Consider the following 19,724-nt stretch of genomic DNA (forward strand, 5'->3'; position numbering starts at 1 on the left):
ATCTGCAAATTCAGTAATGAGAGGACGTGTAAACGCAATAAGGACGTTCAAGGGCTTAGTTGCGGATTTGAGGTATAACTATTATTCCTGCTGGTAGTGAAAACGAACATTATTATTTCGCGCTCTACCATCCTGTATTAAGAAGTAATTATTCCATCGAGCGGTCACCTTTACCCAAAGAAGATATTCTTATTGCCTTATTACTATACAAAGCTTATTATATCGATCATAACATGGAACTAATTTCTGTAAAAAAGTTTGTAGCTCTAATCCGTATGGATATGCCCGACCTTAAAAGCATGTGCAACATTTGCTGATCAAAACAAAAGGCTCCAAAGAACGTTTTACTAAAACAAATGATATCCGTATTGATCAAGAAGTACAACACACATTCAAAAATTTCCATAAGCTGAGATGGATAAATTTGAAAGAAGACGATTTTACTAATCTCCCTGAATTTCAACGTATTACTCGTAAATTTGCAGATTATATTAATCACATAGACGAATGGCTTAAAGAAGAATAAACATGAAGAAATATCCTCGTATTTACAGTCTGTCTACCATTGGTATCATACACCATCAAAAGAATGATTACATTTTTCATCCCTATTGTACTGATTTTATTGGTGATAGTGATTCTGGCAAAAGTATTATAGCCGATTTACTGCAACTTATATTTGTTGGTTCTTCCGTTTTCCGTTCCGCAACCATACCAGTCAAAGACAGACGAGAACCTGATGGTCTCGTTTTGCGGTCGCCTGGCAAATCTTTAGATTATGGATATGCATTTGTTAATATAGAAATAGCCAACGGACAATTTGTTACAGTAAGTGCCTATCTTGAAAGCACTTCTAAAGCCACACGCCCTTTTATTGTACAAGCAGGGCTGACTATTGAACAAGATGATTCTGCCCCATGTCGAAGCCTCTTTATGCCATCGATTTTCAAGATGACGAATGTATCATTCCATTAGATGATATTATTGAATACATGGAGGAAAAAGATTTGGTTTTTAAAGAATGGTAACGCATTTCTTATTTTCACAAAGTACTCTATAAAAATAAAATACTCCCTCTTGACCTCACCGATAAAGATAAAGCATCAAAAGATTATGCAAAAATAATTCAATCATTTTCACGGGGCAAAGAACTTGACACAACAAAAAGTTCCAGTTTATCAGATTTCTTATTTGGACAGGAAAAAGGAAAAGAGTTCATGAATAAATACAAGTCAATTGTAGAAGATATAGAAAAAAAATGCAATAGATTATGGAAAAAATAACCATGAAATTACTTTACTGACACAAAAATACTTTCAAGTTAGTGATTTATATAAAATGTTGATTAAAAAAAAGAAAGCGAAAAAACATACCATACTTATCAATATGTGTTTTTACTAAAAGACTATAACGCGAATAAAAAAAGTATCCAAAAGGAATTGTTTGTTTTTTTGCAAGCTATAGAAGATTCATCAGGATTAAAAATATTGGTCCAATACGAGTTAGAAGAGGCCCAAAGAAATCAGAATAAGAAAAAGTCAACATATAAAGAAACAAGTGATATTTATAGTGAATGGTGACAAAAGAAAAGTTTGCTGAGCAGTGCCAACAAAATGATTGAACAATTAAATATTCTTCCTAAAGATTTGGCAAACTATTATGAACAATACAGAATACAAAAAAAGACTATATCTACTATAAAGATTTGAAGGATAAATTGGTTAACTCACATATGATTGATCTTTTTGCAAATTCAGGCTGGAAAGATGGATTAGTTACGGGAAATAGCTTTTACCTCAAAAAGATAAATGAACTACATAACCGTTTATCACAATTGCAAATAGTAGAGCAATTTCATTATATAAGCAATCCTAATTCACTTATACATTGGGCTCTGACGTACGTCTTTATCCTGCCCTCTTCCTTTCTACGGTTAAGTTCTTCCACTTTTTGGGCGTATTCCTCGTTTTTCTATTCAAAGGTCTGTACCGCTTGTTCATATTCTGTCGGTTCGGAGAGCTGCTCCTTTTGCGGTGCTTCGGGTGCTTTGGGAAATTCCCTTGCCGATACGTTATAGTCGAGTTCCTTGATTTCATGCCCTTTCTTGTCCAATTTTTGGAGTGCCGTGTCGTTTCGACTTCCGTAATAGGGTCGGGCAATCACCAGCTTCGGGTCGGATTTCAATAGTTTCTCCGTTTCTTTTGCCACATGTGCTGCGTTCTTGACCCCCAGACATTTGGTACAATGTCTGCACCCATTATGTTCGGCAAAAAGGTTGTAGTTGGCTGCGTTGTGTGCACACGCCTTGCATTCCGTCTTGTCGAACTTGTATTGTTCAAGGTCGGTTGTGTAGTATTTCTCAGAATGTTTCTTGAACAGATTGAGCGTGTAACCGTTCCAATCGTCCCTATTGCCCTGCTTCAGGTGGTTCTCGTACACGTCCTTTTGGATATTGGCTTCATAGGTACTTATTTCCTCAGCCAACGCTGACGGTGATTGTCCCGTTATCCAGCAGTTCACCGATAGGTTCATACAATTCGTTCAGTTTCAAACGTGTATAGATATACTTCTCGCTCCATCCGAAGCGGCTGACGAGTGAGTACATATCGTGTCTGCCCTTTTCAAGCAGGCGTTTGAAGGCTTTCGCTTCCTCGGTGGGGCGTACCTGCTCACGCTGTAAGTTCTCGCTTAGTGACATGTCCTCCGCTTCATCGTCTGTTATATGGTCGTATATGGTTGCCTTTATTGTCTTTGCTCCTGCAAGCAGTGAGGCACGGTAGTGGCGTTCGCCGTAGATGATTTCGTAACCGCCTGCCGTGCGTGGACGTACGGCAATGGTTTGTAAGACCCCATTTCCCGAATGCTGTCCGCAAGTTCCTGCAAGGATGTGTCATTGAACGTCTTGCGGTGATTATCCGCACTTGGGTGTACGGCTGTGATATCAAGGTCTATTTCAGCCGTTGCCGTTGCAAGCGGTGTCTTGGGCATGGTTTGCCCCACCGCTTCGGCAGTTGTGGGTACGTTTTGCGGTTAAAGTAATATCATCGGTTTGGGGATGATTGCCAAAGCGGTTACTTTCACTGCCGTTTCTTTCTCTAATTTCTGAACTTTGTTGTTCTTCCGTGCATTCTTGTTCGTTTTCATAACTATAAATTTTAATGGGTTGATATTGATTGAATTAATTTTGATAGGTAGGGTGGAACAAACCGCCCTGCCTTTTTCGTCCCTATGCGTTGGCATACATTGCGAGTGTCTCACGTACTTTCTGCTTCCTGCTGTATATCCATCCCGCACACCTTTCACCGTTGTAGATGAAGTTCGTACAGAAAACAGATCGTTCAAGCCTTTCAAGACATCTTTTATCAGCTTGGTGTCCCCGAATACGCCTATCACCTTTTCGCTGTATTCCACGGTTTCAAGATTGAGCGTTGAAAGATCTGCGAATGTTGTCGGCTGTTTCGCTGCGCTTTCCTTTAGAGGTGCTTTCAGATAAATGTTGGCTTCGTCCCCTGCAGTGTGGGTGTATCGTTCTATAAACTTTTCAAGGTCGTAAATCCGTTCTTTTTGAAATCGTCCAACCGCTATACTTGTTGCGTTCCAAATACATACCGCCCCCCATGCTGTAATTTTCACGGTGTTCGTATTCCTTGTCATTCTCTGCCAAATAAGCCGTTCCCTCAAAATTGGCGGCATATTTACGCATTTCGGAAAAGAGGTTTCGTGTATGGGTGGAAAAGCCTAAAATCACGGCTCTCTCTATACGGTAGTCGTGGTAGTCCGTATAGCTGTCACACTCGCTCACCCGTAGTTCACCGACAAAATGACGGCTTTTGCATTCGAAGGGATAAGGAGGCGCAAGCGTTCCGCTCCGATTTTTGCGGTGTGTTCGTTCCTCTGCCGTTCTTTCTCCGCTTTCTTCTCCCTCGCTTTGGTAAGCAGGGCAGCCGTTTCCAACAGATCTAAAAACTTGGGGTTCGCATCGTCATAATACATGCCTATCCCGAATTTTTCCGACAAAGGTCGGATAAGATCGGAAGTATGAAATTCGTACGTCCGCAAATTGATAAGATGATAGGTTATTCCCTACTGGATGCGGCTTACTTCATACACTACATAGCTGTCGTAGCTGTAACCTTCCAGCATTACCACTTGATTGACTGAAACGGTCTGTTCGTCTCTGTCATAGCTTCTGTTCGCTCCCAATAAATGTACTTTGTTCATAATGAATTGTTTTAATGATTAATATTTCGGTTCAGAGTATCACGCAAAAAAGGATGATGAAAAAGAGAAGAATGAAAAAGGGTAAGGACAGTGGAAAAGATGCGCCATACTTAAACGGATGAGGAAAACCACTACCGCCAAAACCGCCAACGTGGGCAGAATACCGCCTAAACTCGTCACCATACCACCAACGAAGGCACACACGAAACGCACCGCCACATACGCAACGAAACCGACCAGTAACCACTTCACCAAAATTTTTATGCCGATTGGAATGGAGCCGAAGCCTCGTTTCAAATCTTGCTGTATTTCTGTTCTCTTTTTCATAACATTGACTTTTTTATGCTTTGTCGGTGGCTTCACCTTGCTCGTTTCAGGAGGCAGATTTTTAGAGGCCCCGACTGTAGCTTCGCACCCTGAACCATGCAAGGGGAAGTCATGACGAGGTAATAAAAATGAGGAAATTGTTATTTGAGGAAAAAGAGATAAGAAAATATGGCAAGATTCGAGAGGATTGCTATCGTCTCAATCAGTATATGACTATTCACAACATGGTGGGTGTTAAGCCCAACCGATTAAAACCGTTTGGATGAGAGTAGTTGTATAAAGAGAAATTTTCACATATGGTTATATGAGAGGTTTGGACTGAAATACCCAGACCTACTCGATCTAAAGTCTTAGGTTATTATTTCTTTTTATGCCCTTGTGTCCAGCTTTGCATCCGTTTGGTTAATGCTTCTTTCAATGAATCCAAGAAAGATGTCTTATTGTTACGGATACGCATATCGCTGAATGTGCGTGAATGGTTAGAGTCCAATTCAATATTAAAAACGGTCTGGATATAGTCAAAAAGTTTTGCCAAAGGAATATCACCAAAGACTTTACGGCTATCCCATGCGTAGATTTGCTCGTAAAGTTCTGTTTTTGTCGCAACCCATGTGATACGGACACGAGGTAAAGACTGCTCTAACTGGCGATTTTCCAATGCTTCGAGTTCCTTATTCAGATATACCATCAACATCTCGTTAGCTTTCAGCCTAGCAAACTTGAAATCGCAATTAGTAGAAAACATCGGTTCACGTTCGTAATAGAACAATTCCAAATAAAGAGCCGTGTCAATACGTCCTCGTAAATAATAAATTGAATCAAGGTGTGTCAAGCCTGAACGGTAATAATGTACAAAATCCGAACGTTTTGCGTTATAACGGTTGATAGCCTTGATTTCATCAATCAGATAAGCCCGCTGTGAATCTACTCCTACCGGACGATTCATTTCTATATTATAAATCTTACAATAAGAAAGCAATCGGTAGAACAAACGAGGTTTTATTTCTTTAAAGAAATCTATTTCTTCCGCTTCATCCTTGAATGTATAGGAACCAATAAATTCTTTTACCTTTTGAAAAGCATTAACTAATATTTGTGAGGTTTCAAGAGATTTCTTCATGATATTCAAATCCGCAGATTCGATTGTCTTCAATTTCTTTTCAATCTCTTTTTCGAGATTATTAATAAAATTATCCATTGTCGGCGTAATAACAGCAACAACCATAAAGATAATCACGACTGCCTGTTTCCAATAACGGCGCATAAAATCTACCGAAAGAAAAACTAACTTCGCAAACAATCATGAGAGTATCGGGATCTCAAAGACAATGTTCATCGCAAGGCACATCATTAAAAGTGTTAAGATATACGAATTGCACACAATCAAATTATCCACCTCACCACTTACCTGATATGTTTACAAAAAGCGAAAAGTCTGTGGAAAGATCAGAAAGTAGCTGCCCCCCAAATCCAAACATCACAGAGCTGACTCCGACTGTCTGCGTGATATATCGCCGTTCGTTATCGTATAATGTGGGAGAGACAAAACGGAATAACTGATAAAGAATATATGGCGAAGCACACAGCACGCCAGCACATAGGGCCGTCTTCATGTGGATGATGAATTGCCGCGCTAACCCTGTATTAATAAGTCGAACGGAAAATGATTTCATTGCACCTCCTGCCCATGCAGCCATCCGGTTGAGCAGCTGATAGGTAATAAAACCGTCATCCTTCGGTACGAGTACAACGCCAAATAACTGTTCTTTGAAAAAGAAAACCACGATACCGAACACGACGGCTACGGCGACAATTTTTATAATTGCCGCCCGCAACACGTCCAGATGTTCCCAAAAAGATTGTGTATTCGCTTCAGTAGCCATCAGTTATCCTTTTTGTTCTATGTCCTTTATTTCGTCTATCTCTTTTTCTACATTGTTCATCCCTTCCTTGAAAGAGCGAACGCCTTTGCCGATTCCTTTCATCAGTTCAGGAATCTTCTTGCCGCCAAAGAACAGCAATACAACCAATACGATCAGCAGTACTTCCTGCATGCCGATACCGCCGATAAATAGTGGTGTTACCATCATAGCTTTTATTTGTTTATTTTACTTTTAATAAAAATGACCCGGAAGGCAGACATAATTAGCTCATTCCGGATCATCTTCTCCTGTTATTGTATATTGTCGAATGTAAATTCTAGACGGCTGTCCATCTCATCGAAAACCATCAAATCCGAAGTAACTTTCCCTATCGGAATAATCCGCATGGTCAGTTGCCCCATGTCAGGGTCATCTGCTTTGGCATAAAAGATGGCAATCGTGTTATTGGAAGGACAATAAGTGATGTCACCGTTTTCGAAACGAAGCTGCCCCTCTTCGGTATTAGTCGGCCGCCGGGGCATAGAACCGTAATATTCACGGCCTCCATAGCGTCCCAAAGTCGCAGTCAGAGGAAACATACCCCGGATTTCGTCAGCTAACGGGGTGTCGAGCCATTCCCCGGTAAACGTATGCCCTCCGGCAGTAATACGAACCGACGCACCCTGCGGCTCTTCCCGTTCGATACCGATTCGTTCAAGCCAGTCCTGTACTTGCGATTCGGCGGAAGGTACGTCTGTTGCCTCAATAGCAATGCCTTCCAACACATTCGCACCAGTAGCTTCCTCTTTGACGGAATTATAGGTGCGGCCGGCTCCGTATCCGTCATGCGTACAGAACGGAACGACTGTTTTGCCGGAGAGGTCATAAGAGGACAGGAACGAACGTATTGCTTGCGGAACATCCAATGCCCAGTTCGGGTAGCCGATAAAGACAATATCGTATTGGTCCATATTCTCAATGCGGTTTTTAAGTGCGGGAAGTGTTCCGGCAGCCTGCTCCGCATGGTTCTGGTCGCGCACATCGTCGAACTCCGTCGGATAGGGTTCCGAAGTCTCTATCAGATGCAGGTCTCCGCCCACAGCCGTTTGGATATAGCGGGCGACCATTTCGGTCGTACCACGACGCGTTCCCTTATCTACAAGGATGCTTGCCCCAGTCGTGGCATCCACATCCGCCGCATAGTTCGTATTCCCCCAACGGCTGAACCAGGCAATCAGAATCTTTCCGTTTCCGGGGGTAACCGTTCCCGGATTGTCGTTATCATCATCGTCGTTTCCCGGATCATTGGGAACTTCGGGGATATCAATTTCTGAACTGTCATCCCCTGCGCCACATCCGGCAAAAGTCATTACCGGAACGAGCAGCAATAAAGATATAAATAACCGTTTCATAATCTTGCTTTTTTAATTGATTTGACTCAGCCAGTCGGCAATCATTGAGTGGCAGTTGGACGTTTGGCCTGAACGTATCCACAGGCTCGGTTCGAGGAAGTCGCCACCCGGAATGAGCCGTCGGGCATCAGACTCGACACCACTGATACCGCTGCTGGAACTGGATACGATCAGTCCGATGCTCTTACCCTCCATCAGACTACCATATTGGAACAGGAATGTTTGTAAGGGAGCTGCCATATTACTCCACCAAAGAGGTGCGCCTACGATAATCCGGTCGTAATCGGCGATATTCACCTCCACGGGTTTGATTTCCGGATAGGATGCCGCATCATTCGGATTATTCCGGATTGCCTGAATCAGCGCACTACCTATTGCGTAGTTATTGGCCGCATAGTCGAGCCCCTCTTCGGCAGGTTCGACCCGTACCACATCGGCTTCTATCTGCGTCTGCAAATCGCTGACGATGGTATGCACATTATTTGTAAAGCTGTAATACACAATGAGCGTTTTTCCCGATGTCGGGTCAGGATCGGGAGTCGGTGTCGGCACCTCGGTATCAGGTGCGTACGGTTCGTCTTCATCGGGAGAGCAGGCGCTCAATCCCACCGCTACAAAAGCGGCAAACAAAAAATACAGGTACTTTTTCATAACGCTTATAATTTAATTAAATGATTCAATGTCAGTTGTTTTTAAGAATACCTATTTGTTCGAGCCATTTCTCCACATCGCCGCGTGAATTTTCCGCCTAGCTGCCATATACGGCCAGACTTCCGAGTATTGTCGAATTGGGGCATACCGAACGGATGTCGCTGACGCTTTGAGCCGTGCCGCTACCGCCATGCGTGCAGAACGGGGCGATGTATTTGCCCGACAGGTCATAACCGGCCAGGAAACTTTTCATCGCCGATGTAAGGTGTCCTCCCCAGATAGGCGTCCCGACAATCAGCGTGTCGTACTCGTCCATATTCTCCACCTTTGTTTTCAACTCGGGACAGTAATCGCTCTCCAGCTCTCCCGGTGCGATCTGCGTCACCTCTTCATAAGTATCTGGATAGGGAACGACCATTTCCACTTCCACGATGTCGCCACCTATAAGGTCGTGGATATGATTGGCGACTGTCCGGGTATTGCCTCCCCATGAAAAATAGACGATCAGGGTCTTTCCCGCATCCCCTGAAATGGTTCTTCCCGGCTCTATCGCCGCCGGTTCTTCACTGCTGCACGATGTCGTCGCCAGCAGTAGCATAATCATAAGTGACAAAAAACTTTTCTTATACATATCGTTTATTCTATTTAATTGATCTACATTGCAAAATTACGGCAACTGCAAATCTTGGGCTTTGTTATAAAGGTCAATTTAATTTGCTGTCAGGCTCAGATTGTAATTCCCGCCATTTAATCTCTTTCGTCATCGGTTTGTTCAGCAAATCGAACATGTCCATCCGGCATTTTCCGGCGAAATCGAACAGTGTGGGAATGTACCGCTTATCCGTATTCAGCAGGGCATAAACCGCTTCTGTCATTTTCAATCGCAGCACCGTTTCAGGAATTTCCTGCCCCTCCCGCATGTAAGGTATCCATGACCGGAAAAGGCTCTCCGTTTCGGAAGTGGATGACAGACGGTGCAGGGCCGAGAGTTCCATAGTCGATGATTTGCAGTCGGATAGAGACAGAGTATGATAAAACTCGCACAAGAACTCTCGCGGAAGAGAGAAGAACAGAACCCGACAAGGCTCGTGCAATTCCGGCTCGGCATAGATGTGCGAATAGCTGTCACGTCCGATGAAGGCACTGTCGCCCCTTTCGATATTCAGCGTCTCGCCGCACTGGTTCCGCAAATACAACCGCCCGCTGTATAGATATACCAGCGTATGATTGGAAAAAAGATGACAGGCTTGAGATACCGTATCTATTGACTCGAAAAAATAAATATGCTGTTCTGTTTCCATATAAAGTTTATTCAGATACAGAAAGTCCGACAAGTTGGGCGGGATTGCTACGTACCATAAAATCCATCTGCTTCTGTGCAAGCCCGTTTTCCAGCAACGCAAGAATACAGCGGCGCATCCCATCCACAGGGTGAGGCATCCCCACCTGACCGAGGTCGGTCGTTATGATACTCCGCTGCGGGGCAATACGGGCAAAGTCCGCAAATTCTTTATCACTCATCCGCTCGAAATCGGGCAGTCCCGTTACCCGGTCCCCACAAATTGGTAATGTAGCTGTATTCCATCCACGCGCCGAGGTCGATACACCGTTTAATCTGGTCGTGCGTCATTTTCCAGATACCGGAATTGGCATGAGTCACGACACACTTTCTCACACCCACCTCACGGGCTTTCCGAGCCAGCGTGATGCTCTCCTCGGGCGAAGAGTGCCCCGTTGCGAAAATGATATTCGCCTCGGCACATATCTCCATGACTCGCACGACTTCAGACAGCACACGCCCGTTATCGTCCACGACGGGCACACCCTCTTTCTTGCCGTGATAGCGGATGTTCTGGTAAACGGCATCCTGTGTCGGCATCCAGATACAACGACAAAGATTGCCGGTTGTGGTTACGGCTTTTTCCGCAGCAAATACATTTACTTTATCCCCGTGTACCCGGTTCATACACAGGCTTCCGAACACCTCGAATCCCTGTAACTCCTGACGAATCAGATAAGCCCGGTCATGACAACTGAAATCGTTGGACTTGAACAGCATGGATTTGTAGCCGGCATCACGTGCCGCGCGGGCAAACTCCAATTCATTTCCCAAACGGGCTTTGGAATCCGGAGCGGCGTGCAGATGAATGTCACTGACACCACGCAGCAGTTCATCGGCTTCGGGCGAATCCGAATTTTCAGCGGCAGAGAATATCGGTGTCTGCGCATGTGATGGCAATACACCGGAAAGCAGTACGGCTCCTCCCGCCATCACAGAGTTACGGATAAAGTCACGGCGTGACAGATCTTGTTTATTTTTCATCATTTCCTTCGTTATTCAGTTCGACAATACCTATTTCCTGCAACCATGCGATAACCCGTTCATAAGCCGTATCATACGTTCCCCGACGAATCTGTATGCCCTCCAATACAGTTGATTGCGGGCAAAAGGAACGGACAAGCCGGTAGCTTGCCTCGGCAGAGCTGGTCCCGCTCGTGCAGAACGGAACGACGGTTTTTCCCGCGAGGTCATGTGTTGTGAGAAACGTGCGGATGGGAGGTGCGGCAGTTTCCACCCAGATAGGATAACCGATGAATATCACGTCATACGAAGAGAGGTTTTCGATATTCGTTGTCAAAGGCGGGCAATATCCGGATGCCACTTCTTCCCGGATTTGTGCCAGCAAAGTATCATAATCATCGGTATAAGTATCGGCCGTTTGAATTTCCACAAGGTCGCTCTTTACCGTGTCATGGATGTATCCGGCAATCGTCCGGGTATTACCCGTATGGGAGAAATAGACAATCAGCACTTTTTTGTCCCCGGAAGGTTCGACTGGCTCTTCCGTTTTTTCAACCGGAGGTGTTGTCGATTCTTCCGTTTGAGGTTCGCCCGCGGAACAGCCCGTAATGGCTAACATAAGCCATGCAAAGAGAAATAAAAGTTTCGTTTTCATATCTGTTATTTTTAAGTTATTCATTTGATGTAAAGGTAAAAGCAAAGCCCCGCAACGTCTTTGCTGCGAGGCTCAATTTGTTTTGTCAGGAAGTTCACTACCTTTTTTCTTGATTATTCAGTACCGGACTGAATGTGGCTTAATTCACTTAGCTGTTTCTTCACTCCATTGTTTACCAAAACTCGTCTGTTCCGTTTCCACGCACCCACGATGTCCGTGTACCTTACATTCATCCAATGCTGATTGTAACTGCCGGAACTCATCACCGGAAAGCGTGACGTTCCAAGCCCCCAGATTCTCCAGAATCCTTTCCTGGTTCTTGGAACCGGGAATAGGTACGACATTGGGATATTTATGGAGCATCCACGCAAGCGATATCTGGGCGTTGGTCGCATTTTTCTCCACGGCGAACCGATGCAGCAAATCGAGTATAGGCCGGTTGGCCTCGATATTCTCTTTCGACAGTTGGGGAACGAATTTCCGCACGTCATCGAAGCCGAACTGCTCCTGTGCCGTTACCTTACCCGAAAGGAACCCGCTTGCAATCGGCGAGAACGGTACGACTCCGATTCCTTTTTCAAGGCACACCGGGAAAATCTCCGTTTCGCAATCGCGTTCCACCATCGAATAGATGTTCTGGACGGCAGACAAAGGAGTAATCTCATGCGCCGTCCGTATCTGGTTGGCCGATACTTGCGACAGTCCCCAACCGCGTATCAGTCCTTCCTTAACAAGCCGTCCCATGACGGTTGCCACATCTTCAAGCCGGACCGTCTCATTGATGCGATGCAGGTAATACAGGTCGATATAATCCGTGCGAAGTCTGCTCATGGAATCTTCGAGATGCCGACGCATCTCCCGGTAGAGACTCGTCTCGTCCGGTTGCGGGAGTTCACCAATATGAAATTTGGTGGCGAGTACCACTTCCTTACGGAACGGCTCGATAGCTTTACCCACCAACTCCTCGTTATGCCCGGCGTAGAATTGTTCCTTGCCATAGGCTTCCGCCGTATCGAAATGCGTGCAGCCGTAGTCGTATGCCTTGCGGATGGCTTCTATGGCATACGCTTCGGGCGGCACTTGTCCGTAACCGTGGCTGAATCCCATACATCCCATTCCTATCGGAGATACTTCCAGCTGTCCTAATTTTCTATTATCCATATTGTTATATTTTAGAGTGAGATTATTATTGAATTACTTTATTTCCTTATTTTTAGCCATTTCCCATAAGTCAGCATCCGCCAGCCCCATTCCAGAGGCCCGAAGCGGAAATAGGAGAGCCATAGGACACTGAATGCCATCTGGACAAGAAAGACGTAGAAAGCTATGGATTCTGTTCCTGTCAATCCAATGCCGGCCCCCAGTCCGAAGCCGATACCGTAGAAGAGAACCATGCCCCATACCGACTGTCCTACGTAATTGGTCAGTGCCATTCTCCCCGGAGCGGCAAGACAACGCCACAAGCGCCACTCTCTACCATGCAGGTAAAGGAGACAGATAGCGGAAACATATGCAAAACCTGAAGGATAGACACTTGCCGTATAGATGGCGGTGTGTGCAGCTGTCCCGAAAGGATGCCCGTTTACCGTACTCCAGGCATAGAGAATGGACAAGGGAAGTCCCAGTAGAAAACCGTATGTCACCGTTTTTTTCAGTAGCATCCGATTTGCCTCAAGATTGGCGTATATTTGCTTGCGCCCAATGTAGAAGCCCAATAAGAACAATCCCAATACCTTAAAATAGCGGTTGCTGTCGATGAATTCCTGCAAGCGTACCCATGCACCCTGTATCAGAAATTGAAAGACCTCTCCGTAGCTTTCCGCATTACGCAGCCAGATTCCGAAGTTATATTCCGTTATGCCATATAAATTGCAATAGTGCTGTTGCATTCGCACTGCGGGAGCCGACAGGGACACTCCGAATGTACCGGCCAGCCAATCAATCGGAATAGGAAGTAGCAATAGGACTGCGGAAGTCCCCAGCAACACTCTGTCCGAAACATGCCGGAAAAGAGGGAGCAGCATGCCCAATAAGGCATACAACAGCAAGATGTCTCCGCTCCAGATAAACATCAAATGCAGAAAACCGATGGTGGCCAGAACAATCATCCGCCGATAAAAGATACGGAATCCGTCCGTTCCCTTTTTAGCCGCGTTGCTAATTATGATTGAGAATCCGATACCGAACAGCAGCGAGAATATGGTGTAGAACTTACCGTCTACAAAAAGGTATTGAAGAAAGCGGACTACCTTGTCTATTTCTGCCGTAGGCATGGCCTCCGTTATTCTCAATTTTTGAAAGGTATAAAGCGAAAATTCCGGAAAGTTGGCAAGGCAGATTCCCAGCAATGCAAATCCTCTTAGAGCATCGAGGATGACATGGCGTTCCGATGTCTTCACGGGTACCATGTCTTTTATATCCATTTCCTTATTCATTGATTCTTTCTTTTTTGTTAACCAACATGACGCTTCCCAGTATGATTACAAGCCCGAGCAACTGTATGCCTGTAATCTGTTCCCCGCCCAGCCCGCCACCGATAACGACAGCCACCACAGGATTCACGTAGGCATGGGTGCCCACTTCCGTTGTCGGGCGGATCTTCAGCAGCCATACGTAAGCGGAATAAGCCATCAGCGAGCCGAACAGTATCAGATAGGCCAATGACAACCAGGCGTATAGAGGGACCGTACTGAATCCCGTAGGAGAGAACTCCCCGTTCCCCAATGTACATATCCAGAACATCATGTCGGCAAAAAGCATTTGCCAGGCGGAACCTGCAAACGCGTTTGCAGGTTCTGTGTCTGATGAACGGTATTTTGTATAAAGTGTTCCCAATGCCCAGGAAATACAACCGGTTACAAGTAGTAAAATACCATATTCACTATGATCGTGTACGGTTACCGTCATTTCCAGTTGCTCGGCATACAATAACCCTACTCCTGCAAATCCCATCAAAATACCGGCAAGGATACATTTGCTCCGAAAGGTATATTTCCACATCGGAGCATCGAGTGCCATAATCCAGATAGCGGTAAAGGAGGCCACCACAGCCACCAGGCTGCTGCTGACATATCGCTGGGCCAGCATCACTACCGCCATATCGATGAACAGCAGGATGATTCCGCTCACAGCCGACCTGCCTACAAGCCTTGGGGTAAAGACCCGTTCTCCACGACATGCACATATCACAAGCAGTATCAATCCTGCCGTAGAGAAGCGCAATACACTGAGAAGGAAAGTCGGAAAGCCGTGTAAAGCCACCCCGATAAAATAGTAAGTGGACCCCCAAACTACATAAATCAGGAAATAAGCGAATAGGATGGCAAGTTTTTTCGGCATTATTTTTATATTTTATTTCAACGCATTCTTGAAGAACCCGTCTATCTTGTCGAACGGTATCACATCAATCTTGTCGTATAAATCGACATGGTTGGCTCCGGGAATAATCAACAGTTCCTTGTTACTCCCCGTCAGCCGCTTGTAGGCATCCTCACTGAAATAGCGGGAATGAGCTTTTTCTCCATGAATCATCAACACAGCACTGCGGATTTCGCTAATATAGGTGAGCAGCGGCATATTGATGAATGACAATACGCTGGTTTTCGTGATTCCCTCGTTGGAGTTCGGGGAACGGCGATGATAGCCTCGTTCCGTCTTGTAGTAGTCGTGATACTCCTTGACGAATTGCGGAGTATCATCCGTCACGGGGTCGAGTACGCCACCGTCGCGTGCATAGCTGTCATCACGATAATCCTCGGTACGCTGTGCGTTGAGTTGCTCGCGCAACTTATAGCGGTCATCGGCACTCATGGCGTCGAAATACCCGTTGGCATTTACCCGGCTCATATCATACATAGTAGATGTTACCGTCGCTTTGATACGAGGGTCATTGGCCGCAGCATTAAGTGCAAACCCGCCCCAACCGCAAATACCTAAGATTCCGATACGTTCCGGATTGACGTCCGCACGGGATGTCAGATAATCGACCGCCGCACTGAAATCCTCCGTGCTGATTTCGGGTGACGTAAGATAGCGAGGCGTACCGCCGCTTTCGCCGTAATAGGAAGGGTCAAAAGCGATAGTCAGAAAACCTCGTTCGGCAAGTGTCTGGGCATAACGGCCTGACACTTGTTCTTTCACCGCACCGTAAGGGCCACTGACTGCAATGGCTACCAGACGTCCTTGCGTATTTTTCGGCTTGTAAAGGTCTGCGGCAAGCGTGATGCCGTAACGGTTGTGAAACGTGATTTTCGTATGTTCCACCTTATCACTCTGCAGAAAGGTCTTATCCCATTCCTGTGTCAATTCCAATGGTTCCATACCGGTTGAATTTATATATTTTGTTGTTGTCGTTTCTTGTGCCATGACATTCGCAAAGGTCAGGAACGTCAGTATGGCGATTGCTTGTAACTTCATAGCCGTATTATTTTACTTTATAGCGGAGCCAGACAATATCTGTTTCCCATTGTTCCACACTCTCTAATTTCAGTTTGTACGGGTTACATTCCATACGAGAGATTCCATCGAAAACCGCCGTCTGTCCCTTACGCCCGTCAATACCCGGAGCTACCATAATACTCACTTCGTCAATCAGTCCGGCCTCCAGGAAACTGCCGCAGATATGTCCGCCCCCGACAATCGCCAAGCGTTCAACGCCGAAATGTTCGTGAAGCAGCTCCATAGCTTGCGGCAAGTCAATGCGTTCCGCACCGGCCGCAATCCATGAAATACCCAATGTGCGCAGCGTTTCCAGATATTCCTCGGACACCCGTTCACTGACAATACAAAGTAGAGGATGCCCGTCAGCTTCACCCTCCTGCCAACGCAGTTTCCCATAGGTATCGACAATGATCGTATATTCGTCCGATTTATTGGCGACATATACGGATTTATGACCTATCGGAGTTCCCTCCATCGGGGTACTTTCTTCTTTGACGGCGGAACATTCGAGTGCGGTAGTTATCCGTCCTGACAGTTTCGAGCAAGGCCCCAGTTTTTCCAAAGCTATGTAATACTCATCCGTACTCAGTTGCCCGACCATCGGGCAGTCGATGCAACCGTCGACCGAAGTCATCATGTGACTGATTATATATGGTCTCATATTCTTGGTTTTTATTTATAATGCAAAAGTAAGGCAGCTTCTCCGCTCTGCCGGTAGACAAATTACGGATTATACTACCTTATTTACTGATTCCTTATCGGCCTACCTGACGTTGCTGTTCCGCATTGTACCGGTCTCCCACAACGGGAATAGCAGCCACGGTATCCTCCAGCTCTTTCCAATCCCCGGAGCTGATGTTGAAGTCGAGTGTGCGCAGGTTTTCCTCCAGATGAGACAGTTTTGTCGTTCCCGGAATCAGTACGATCCACGGTGCTTTCTGAAGCAACCAGCCAAGAGCCACTTGTGCCGAGGTCATGCCCCGTGTGCGCCCGAAAGCTTGCAACGCATTTACAATGCGGGTATTCGCACGCATCGCTTCCGGCTGGAAACGCGGCAAGGTCTGACGGTTGTCGTTGTTCACATCGAAGACCGTGTATTCGTTGATGCAGCCTCCCAAAAAGCCACGGTTAATCGGACTGTATGGTACAAAGCCGATACCCAACTCCCGGCATACATCGAGAACGCCGTTCTCTTCCACCAGGCGGTGCATCAGATGGTACTCGCTTTGGATAGCCGTCAGCGGACAAATGGCGTGGGCCTTACGGATTGTTTCGGCACTGACCTCGCACATACCCCAGCGTTGCACTTTACCTTCCTTGATCAAGTCGGCAATGGTAGCAGCTACCTCCTCGGCCGGAGTGTTCGGGTCGGCACGGTGCTGGTAGAACATCGGCAGTGATTCGAGTCTCAATCGACGAAGCGACTCCTCGCAATAGCGACGGATGGTTGCCGGACGGCTATCCTGACGACCGGTTCCTTTGCCGTCGATGACTTCATGCCCGAATTTGGTCGTTACGTTAATCCGTCCCTTGAATTCGGACAGCGCTTCTCCTGCCAAGTTCTCGTTGGTCAACGGTCCGTAAATGATAGCTGTGTCGAAGAGCGTTACACCGCGATCCACCGCTTCATGCAACAATCGGATACACTCTTTCTTATCCGGGTGTTGGCTGCGGTTGTAAGTCATACCCATCACACCGAAGCCGAGTGCCGACACCTCGAATGCTGCCTTGCCCGTACCCAATACACGATGTCCCTTGATACGGGCTGCATCGGTATCCACATCGGATGTTTCCGCTTGTTTCGCTTCTGAAGCGAATACTTTGCCCAATCCCGAAGGCATGGCCATTGCGGCTCCTGCCAATGCAGCCGTCTTGAGAAATCCACGACGGCTGATATCCATTTTATTGTTTTCTTCCATGATTTTATGTTTTATGAATTATAACTTAATGAATGGAAAATGCCCCGTCCACTAAAAGGGCGTGTCCGTCTACGAAACTTGCCTGCGGCGAGCAGAGCCACAATACGGCATCGGCAATCTCTTCCGGTTTACCGAGACGTCCGGCAGGAATATCTCGGACCAGTTCCTTTTCCAGATCGGGGTTACGCCGTATCAGTTCTTCGGCCATAGGTGTTCGGATCACACCCGGACAGACGGCATTGATACGAATCCCCTTTGCCGAGTAATCAATGGCGGCTGTACGTGTAAGCCCGATTACCGCATGCTTGCAGGCGATATAGGCCGCTTGTCCGGGGAACCCCGTAACACCGCCTTGAGACGAGGTATTGACAATGGCACCACCGCCTTGTTTCAGCATCTGGATAATCTCGTAACGCATACAGTTCCATACACCTTTCAGATCGACGGCTACCGTGCGGTCGAACTCCTCGTCGGTAATCTCGGCCATCGGCCGTTGCGGGGTCTGTATCCCAGCATTGTTCAATGCAGCGTCCAGCCTGCCGTAAGTCGCAACGATCCAGTCAATCATCTCCTTTACAGCCCGTGTATCGGACACGTCGCAGCGATATGCCACGGCTTTATACCCTTCTGAAACCAACTTCTCGGCTTGTTCTTTCGGCTCATTGATGTCCACCAATACTACGGTTGCACCCGCTTTTGCAAATGCTTCTGCCGAGACCAGCCCGATACCTGCCGCTGCCCCCGTTACCATTGTTACTTTCTCATTCATTGTTTTCATGATTCTTTTGTTTTAATATTCTGCCAACAAAGGTAAAAAGAGAGCCCCGCAACGACTTTGCTGCGAGGCTCAAAAGATTTTGTTATGAAGTTCACTTTGTTAAAATGACTTTTTCCGAAAAATCCATAATCTATATTCTCCTGATTAACTTGGCTGGATTTCCTACAACGATCGTATTCGATTCGACAATTCTCTCCGAAATGCGGAAAAACCTTGTGTAATAATTCACGATATTCTTCCGTATCCGGCATCGTATGATTCAGCCGGAAGATATTTTGCCGCAGTTCTTTTACCACGCCCAGTTCTTCTTCCGTCTGGTGCAGGCAGTCGATTCGCAACTCTTCCATTGGCTTATTCGATTGCTTGTTTGGCCCAATCTCCAACTTGTTTCGTACTTCTATTACACAACCGGCCTTCTTCCCATTCGATTTTGGGGTAGAGTCTCTTGAGTTGTTTCACGCTACCCGTGATTGAACTGCCACCCGAAGTGGCAAAAGGAATAACGGTTTTACCCGCGAAATCATATTTCTCAAGAAAAGTATTGACCGGACGCGGACACAAGTCCCACCATATCGGATAACCGAGGAACACCACGTCGTAATCTTTCAGTTCAATCGTTTCTCCGCCCAACGCAGGACGTGATTTGTCGTCTGCCATCTCCACCGAACTGCGGCTCGCCTTGTCGTTCCAGTCGAGATCTGCCGAAGTGTAGGCCGTAGCCGGAGTAATCCGGTGAAGTTTACCGCCAGTCTCTTTTGCGATAGCGGTTGCCACTTTCTCTGTGGTCCCCGTACAGGAGAAATAGGCTACAAGGACTTTCTTGTCGGACGGCCTGTCGGTATCTGCTGTTTGTTTTTGTGCTTTCGACGGGTTACTGAAAGTAAGTAGGCTCATAAGTATCAATACTATCTGTTTCATGTCATTTTAATTTAGAATATTCTTCATCACCGACAGGTTCCAGCCATTCGGTACTGTTGTTCTCACCGGGCACTCCGATGGCCAAATGCGAGAACCAGCTGTCAGGTGCCGCCCCGTGCCAATGTTTCACGCCTGCGGGAATATTGATAGCATCCCCGGAACGTAGTTCCACCGGCTCTTTGCCCCACTCCTGATAGTAGCCGCGACCGCCCACGCATACGAGTGTCTGACCGCCGCCT

Annotated in this window: 23 protein-coding genes and 2 pseudogenes; 2 read left to right on the forward strand and 23 right to left on the reverse strand. The window is 46.4% G+C overall.

Features of this window, described 5'->3' with window-relative positions; genetic code table 11:
- Nucleotides 1-301: 301 nt before the first annotated feature.
- Together AB5935_RS20630 and AB5935_RS20635 are read left to right on the forward strand one after the other, a co-directional pair.
- Nucleotides 302-526 carry a hypothetical protein gene (locus tag AB5935_RS20630; protein ID WP_007846820.1) on the forward strand — a complete coding sequence of 75 codons (225 nt, stop codon included), beginning with the start codon at nucleotides 302-304 and terminating at the stop codon, nucleotides 524-526.
- Nucleotides 527-528: 2 nt separating this feature from the next.
- Nucleotides 529-975 carry a hypothetical protein gene (locus AB5935_RS20635; RefSeq protein ID WP_007846819.1) on the forward strand — a complete coding sequence of 149 codons (447 nt, stop codon included), beginning with the start codon at nucleotides 529-531 and terminating at the stop codon, nucleotides 973-975.
- Nucleotides 976-1,893: 918 nt separating this feature from the next.
- Here AB5935_RS20635 and AB5935_RS20640 read toward each other — a convergent pair.
- From AB5935_RS20640 to AB5935_RS20750, 23 genes and pseudogenes are all read right to left on the reverse strand, one after another.
- Nucleotides 1,894-3,144, reverse strand: a pseudogene (locus AB5935_RS20640) (ParB/RepB/Spo0J family partition protein); the annotation flags it as partial.
- A gap of 82 nt (nucleotides 3,145-3,226) precedes the next feature.
- Nucleotides 3,227-4,221 (reverse strand): annotated as a pseudogene (locus AB5935_RS20645) (fusion protein).
- Between the two features lie 39 nt (nucleotides 4,222-4,260).
- Nucleotides 4,261-4,548, reverse strand: coding sequence for a hypothetical protein (locus AB5935_RS20650; RefSeq protein ID WP_007854535.1), 288 nt, complete (start codon nucleotides 4,546-4,548; stop codon nucleotides 4,261-4,263).
- A gap of 358 nt (nucleotides 4,549-4,906) precedes the next feature.
- A complete protein-coding gene (locus AB5935_RS20655) occupies nucleotides 4,907-5,812 on the reverse strand; it encodes an RteC domain-containing protein (RefSeq protein WP_007846809.1) in 906 nt (301 codons plus the stop codon).
- A 133-nt stretch (nucleotides 5,813-5,945) separates the two neighbouring features.
- A complete protein-coding gene (tatC, locus tag AB5935_RS20660) occupies nucleotides 5,946-6,431 on the reverse strand; it encodes a twin-arginine translocase subunit TatC (RefSeq protein WP_008671694.1) in 486 nt (161 codons plus the stop codon).
- A 3-nt stretch (nucleotides 6,432-6,434) separates the two neighbouring features.
- The gene (locus AB5935_RS20665) at nucleotides 6,435-6,635 is read right to left on the reverse strand and encodes a twin-arginine translocase TatA/TatE family subunit (protein WP_008671696.1); all 201 of its coding nucleotides are present in this window, start codon (nucleotides 6,633-6,635) and stop codon (nucleotides 6,435-6,437) included.
- Between the two features lie 86 nt (nucleotides 6,636-6,721).
- Nucleotides 6,722-7,822 carry a flavodoxin gene (locus AB5935_RS20670; RefSeq protein WP_007846807.1) on the reverse strand — a complete coding sequence of 367 codons (1,101 nt, stop codon included), beginning with the start codon at nucleotides 7,820-7,822 and terminating at the stop codon, nucleotides 6,722-6,724.
- A 12-nt stretch (nucleotides 7,823-7,834) separates the two neighbouring features.
- Nucleotides 7,835-8,473 (reverse strand): flavodoxin, encoded by a 639-nt coding sequence (locus AB5935_RS20675; RefSeq protein WP_007832672.1) that lies wholly within the window; start codon nucleotides 8,471-8,473, stop codon nucleotides 7,835-7,837.
- Between the two features lie 97 nt (nucleotides 8,474-8,570).
- Complete coding sequence (locus AB5935_RS20680) at nucleotides 8,571-9,104, reverse strand: flavodoxin family protein (protein ID WP_008671702.1); 534 nt, start codon at nucleotides 9,102-9,104, stop codon at nucleotides 8,571-8,573.
- Nucleotides 9,105-9,177: 73 nt separating this feature from the next.
- Nucleotides 9,178-9,774: a hypothetical protein gene (locus AB5935_RS20685; RefSeq protein ID WP_007846803.1), complete on the reverse strand. Its 597-nt coding sequence runs from the start codon at nucleotides 9,772-9,774 to the stop codon at nucleotides 9,178-9,180.
- Between the two features lie 7 nt (nucleotides 9,775-9,781).
- Complete coding sequence (locus AB5935_RS20690; RefSeq protein ID WP_202187948.1) at nucleotides 9,782-9,994, reverse strand: hypothetical protein; 213 nt, start codon at nucleotides 9,992-9,994, stop codon at nucleotides 9,782-9,784.
- Nucleotides 9,987-10,799 carry a DUF6282 family protein gene (locus AB5935_RS20695; RefSeq protein ID WP_032933044.1) on the reverse strand — a complete coding sequence of 271 codons (813 nt, stop codon included), beginning with the start codon at nucleotides 10,797-10,799 and terminating at the stop codon, nucleotides 9,987-9,989. The genes AB5935_RS20690 and AB5935_RS20695 overlap by 8 nt, the downstream gene beginning before the upstream one ends.
- Complete coding sequence (locus AB5935_RS20700; RefSeq protein WP_032933272.1) at nucleotides 10,786-11,430, reverse strand: flavodoxin; 645 nt, start codon at nucleotides 11,428-11,430, stop codon at nucleotides 10,786-10,788. Before AB5935_RS20700 ends, AB5935_RS20695 begins: the two co-directional genes overlap by 14 nt.
- Before the next feature lie 144 nt (nucleotides 11,431-11,574).
- Nucleotides 11,575-12,591 carry an aldo/keto reductase gene (locus AB5935_RS20705; RefSeq protein WP_008653236.1) on the reverse strand — a complete coding sequence of 339 codons (1,017 nt, stop codon included), beginning with the start codon at nucleotides 12,589-12,591 and terminating at the stop codon, nucleotides 11,575-11,577.
- A 38-nt stretch (nucleotides 12,592-12,629) separates the two neighbouring features.
- Complete coding sequence (locus tag AB5935_RS20710; RefSeq protein WP_007846795.1) at nucleotides 12,630-13,865, reverse strand: DUF418 domain-containing protein; 1,236 nt, start codon at nucleotides 13,863-13,865, stop codon at nucleotides 12,630-12,632.
- The gene (locus tag AB5935_RS20715; RefSeq protein ID WP_038610095.1) at nucleotides 13,858-14,769 is read right to left on the reverse strand and encodes an EamA family transporter; all 912 of its coding nucleotides are present in this window, start codon (nucleotides 14,767-14,769) and stop codon (nucleotides 13,858-13,860) included. The genes AB5935_RS20710 and AB5935_RS20715 overlap by 8 nt, the downstream gene beginning before the upstream one ends.
- Before the next feature lie 12 nt (nucleotides 14,770-14,781).
- Complete coding sequence (locus tag AB5935_RS20720; RefSeq protein ID WP_007854514.1) at nucleotides 14,782-15,846, reverse strand: alpha/beta hydrolase; 1,065 nt, start codon at nucleotides 15,844-15,846, stop codon at nucleotides 14,782-14,784.
- A gap of 7 nt (nucleotides 15,847-15,853) precedes the next feature.
- A complete protein-coding gene (locus AB5935_RS20725; protein ID WP_008671716.1) occupies nucleotides 15,854-16,531 on the reverse strand; it encodes a RibD family protein in 678 nt (225 codons plus the stop codon).
- A 94-nt stretch (nucleotides 16,532-16,625) separates the two neighbouring features.
- Nucleotides 16,626-17,789, reverse strand: coding sequence for an aldo/keto reductase (locus AB5935_RS20730; RefSeq protein ID WP_008671720.1), 1,164 nt, complete (start codon nucleotides 17,787-17,789; stop codon nucleotides 16,626-16,628).
- 25 nt (nucleotides 17,790-17,814) lie between these two features.
- Nucleotides 17,815-18,567: an SDR family NAD(P)-dependent oxidoreductase gene (locus AB5935_RS20735; protein WP_008671722.1), complete on the reverse strand. Its 753-nt coding sequence runs from the start codon at nucleotides 18,565-18,567 to the stop codon at nucleotides 17,815-17,817.
- On the reverse strand, nucleotides 18,564-18,914 hold the full coding sequence (locus AB5935_RS20740) for a hypothetical protein (RefSeq protein WP_007832651.1): 351 nt from the start codon (nucleotides 18,912-18,914) through the stop codon (nucleotides 18,564-18,566). Before AB5935_RS20740 ends, AB5935_RS20735 begins: the two co-directional genes overlap by 4 nt.
- A gap of 4 nt (nucleotides 18,915-18,918) precedes the next feature.
- The gene (locus tag AB5935_RS20745) at nucleotides 18,919-19,485 is read right to left on the reverse strand and encodes a flavodoxin (protein WP_008671726.1); all 567 of its coding nucleotides are present in this window, start codon (nucleotides 19,483-19,485) and stop codon (nucleotides 18,919-18,921) included.
- Nucleotide 19,486: 1 nt separating this feature from the next.
- A partial coding sequence (locus AB5935_RS20750; protein ID WP_130054590.1) for a cupin domain-containing protein occupies nucleotides 19,487-19,724 on the reverse strand: 238 nt, incomplete at its 5' end.

Source organism: Phocaeicola sp. RTP21198st1_B8_RTP21198_201120 (assembly GCF_040929485.1).
In the GTDB taxonomy this organism is placed as follows: domain Bacteria; phylum Bacteroidota; class Bacteroidia; order Bacteroidales; family Bacteroidaceae; genus Phocaeicola; species Phocaeicola dorei.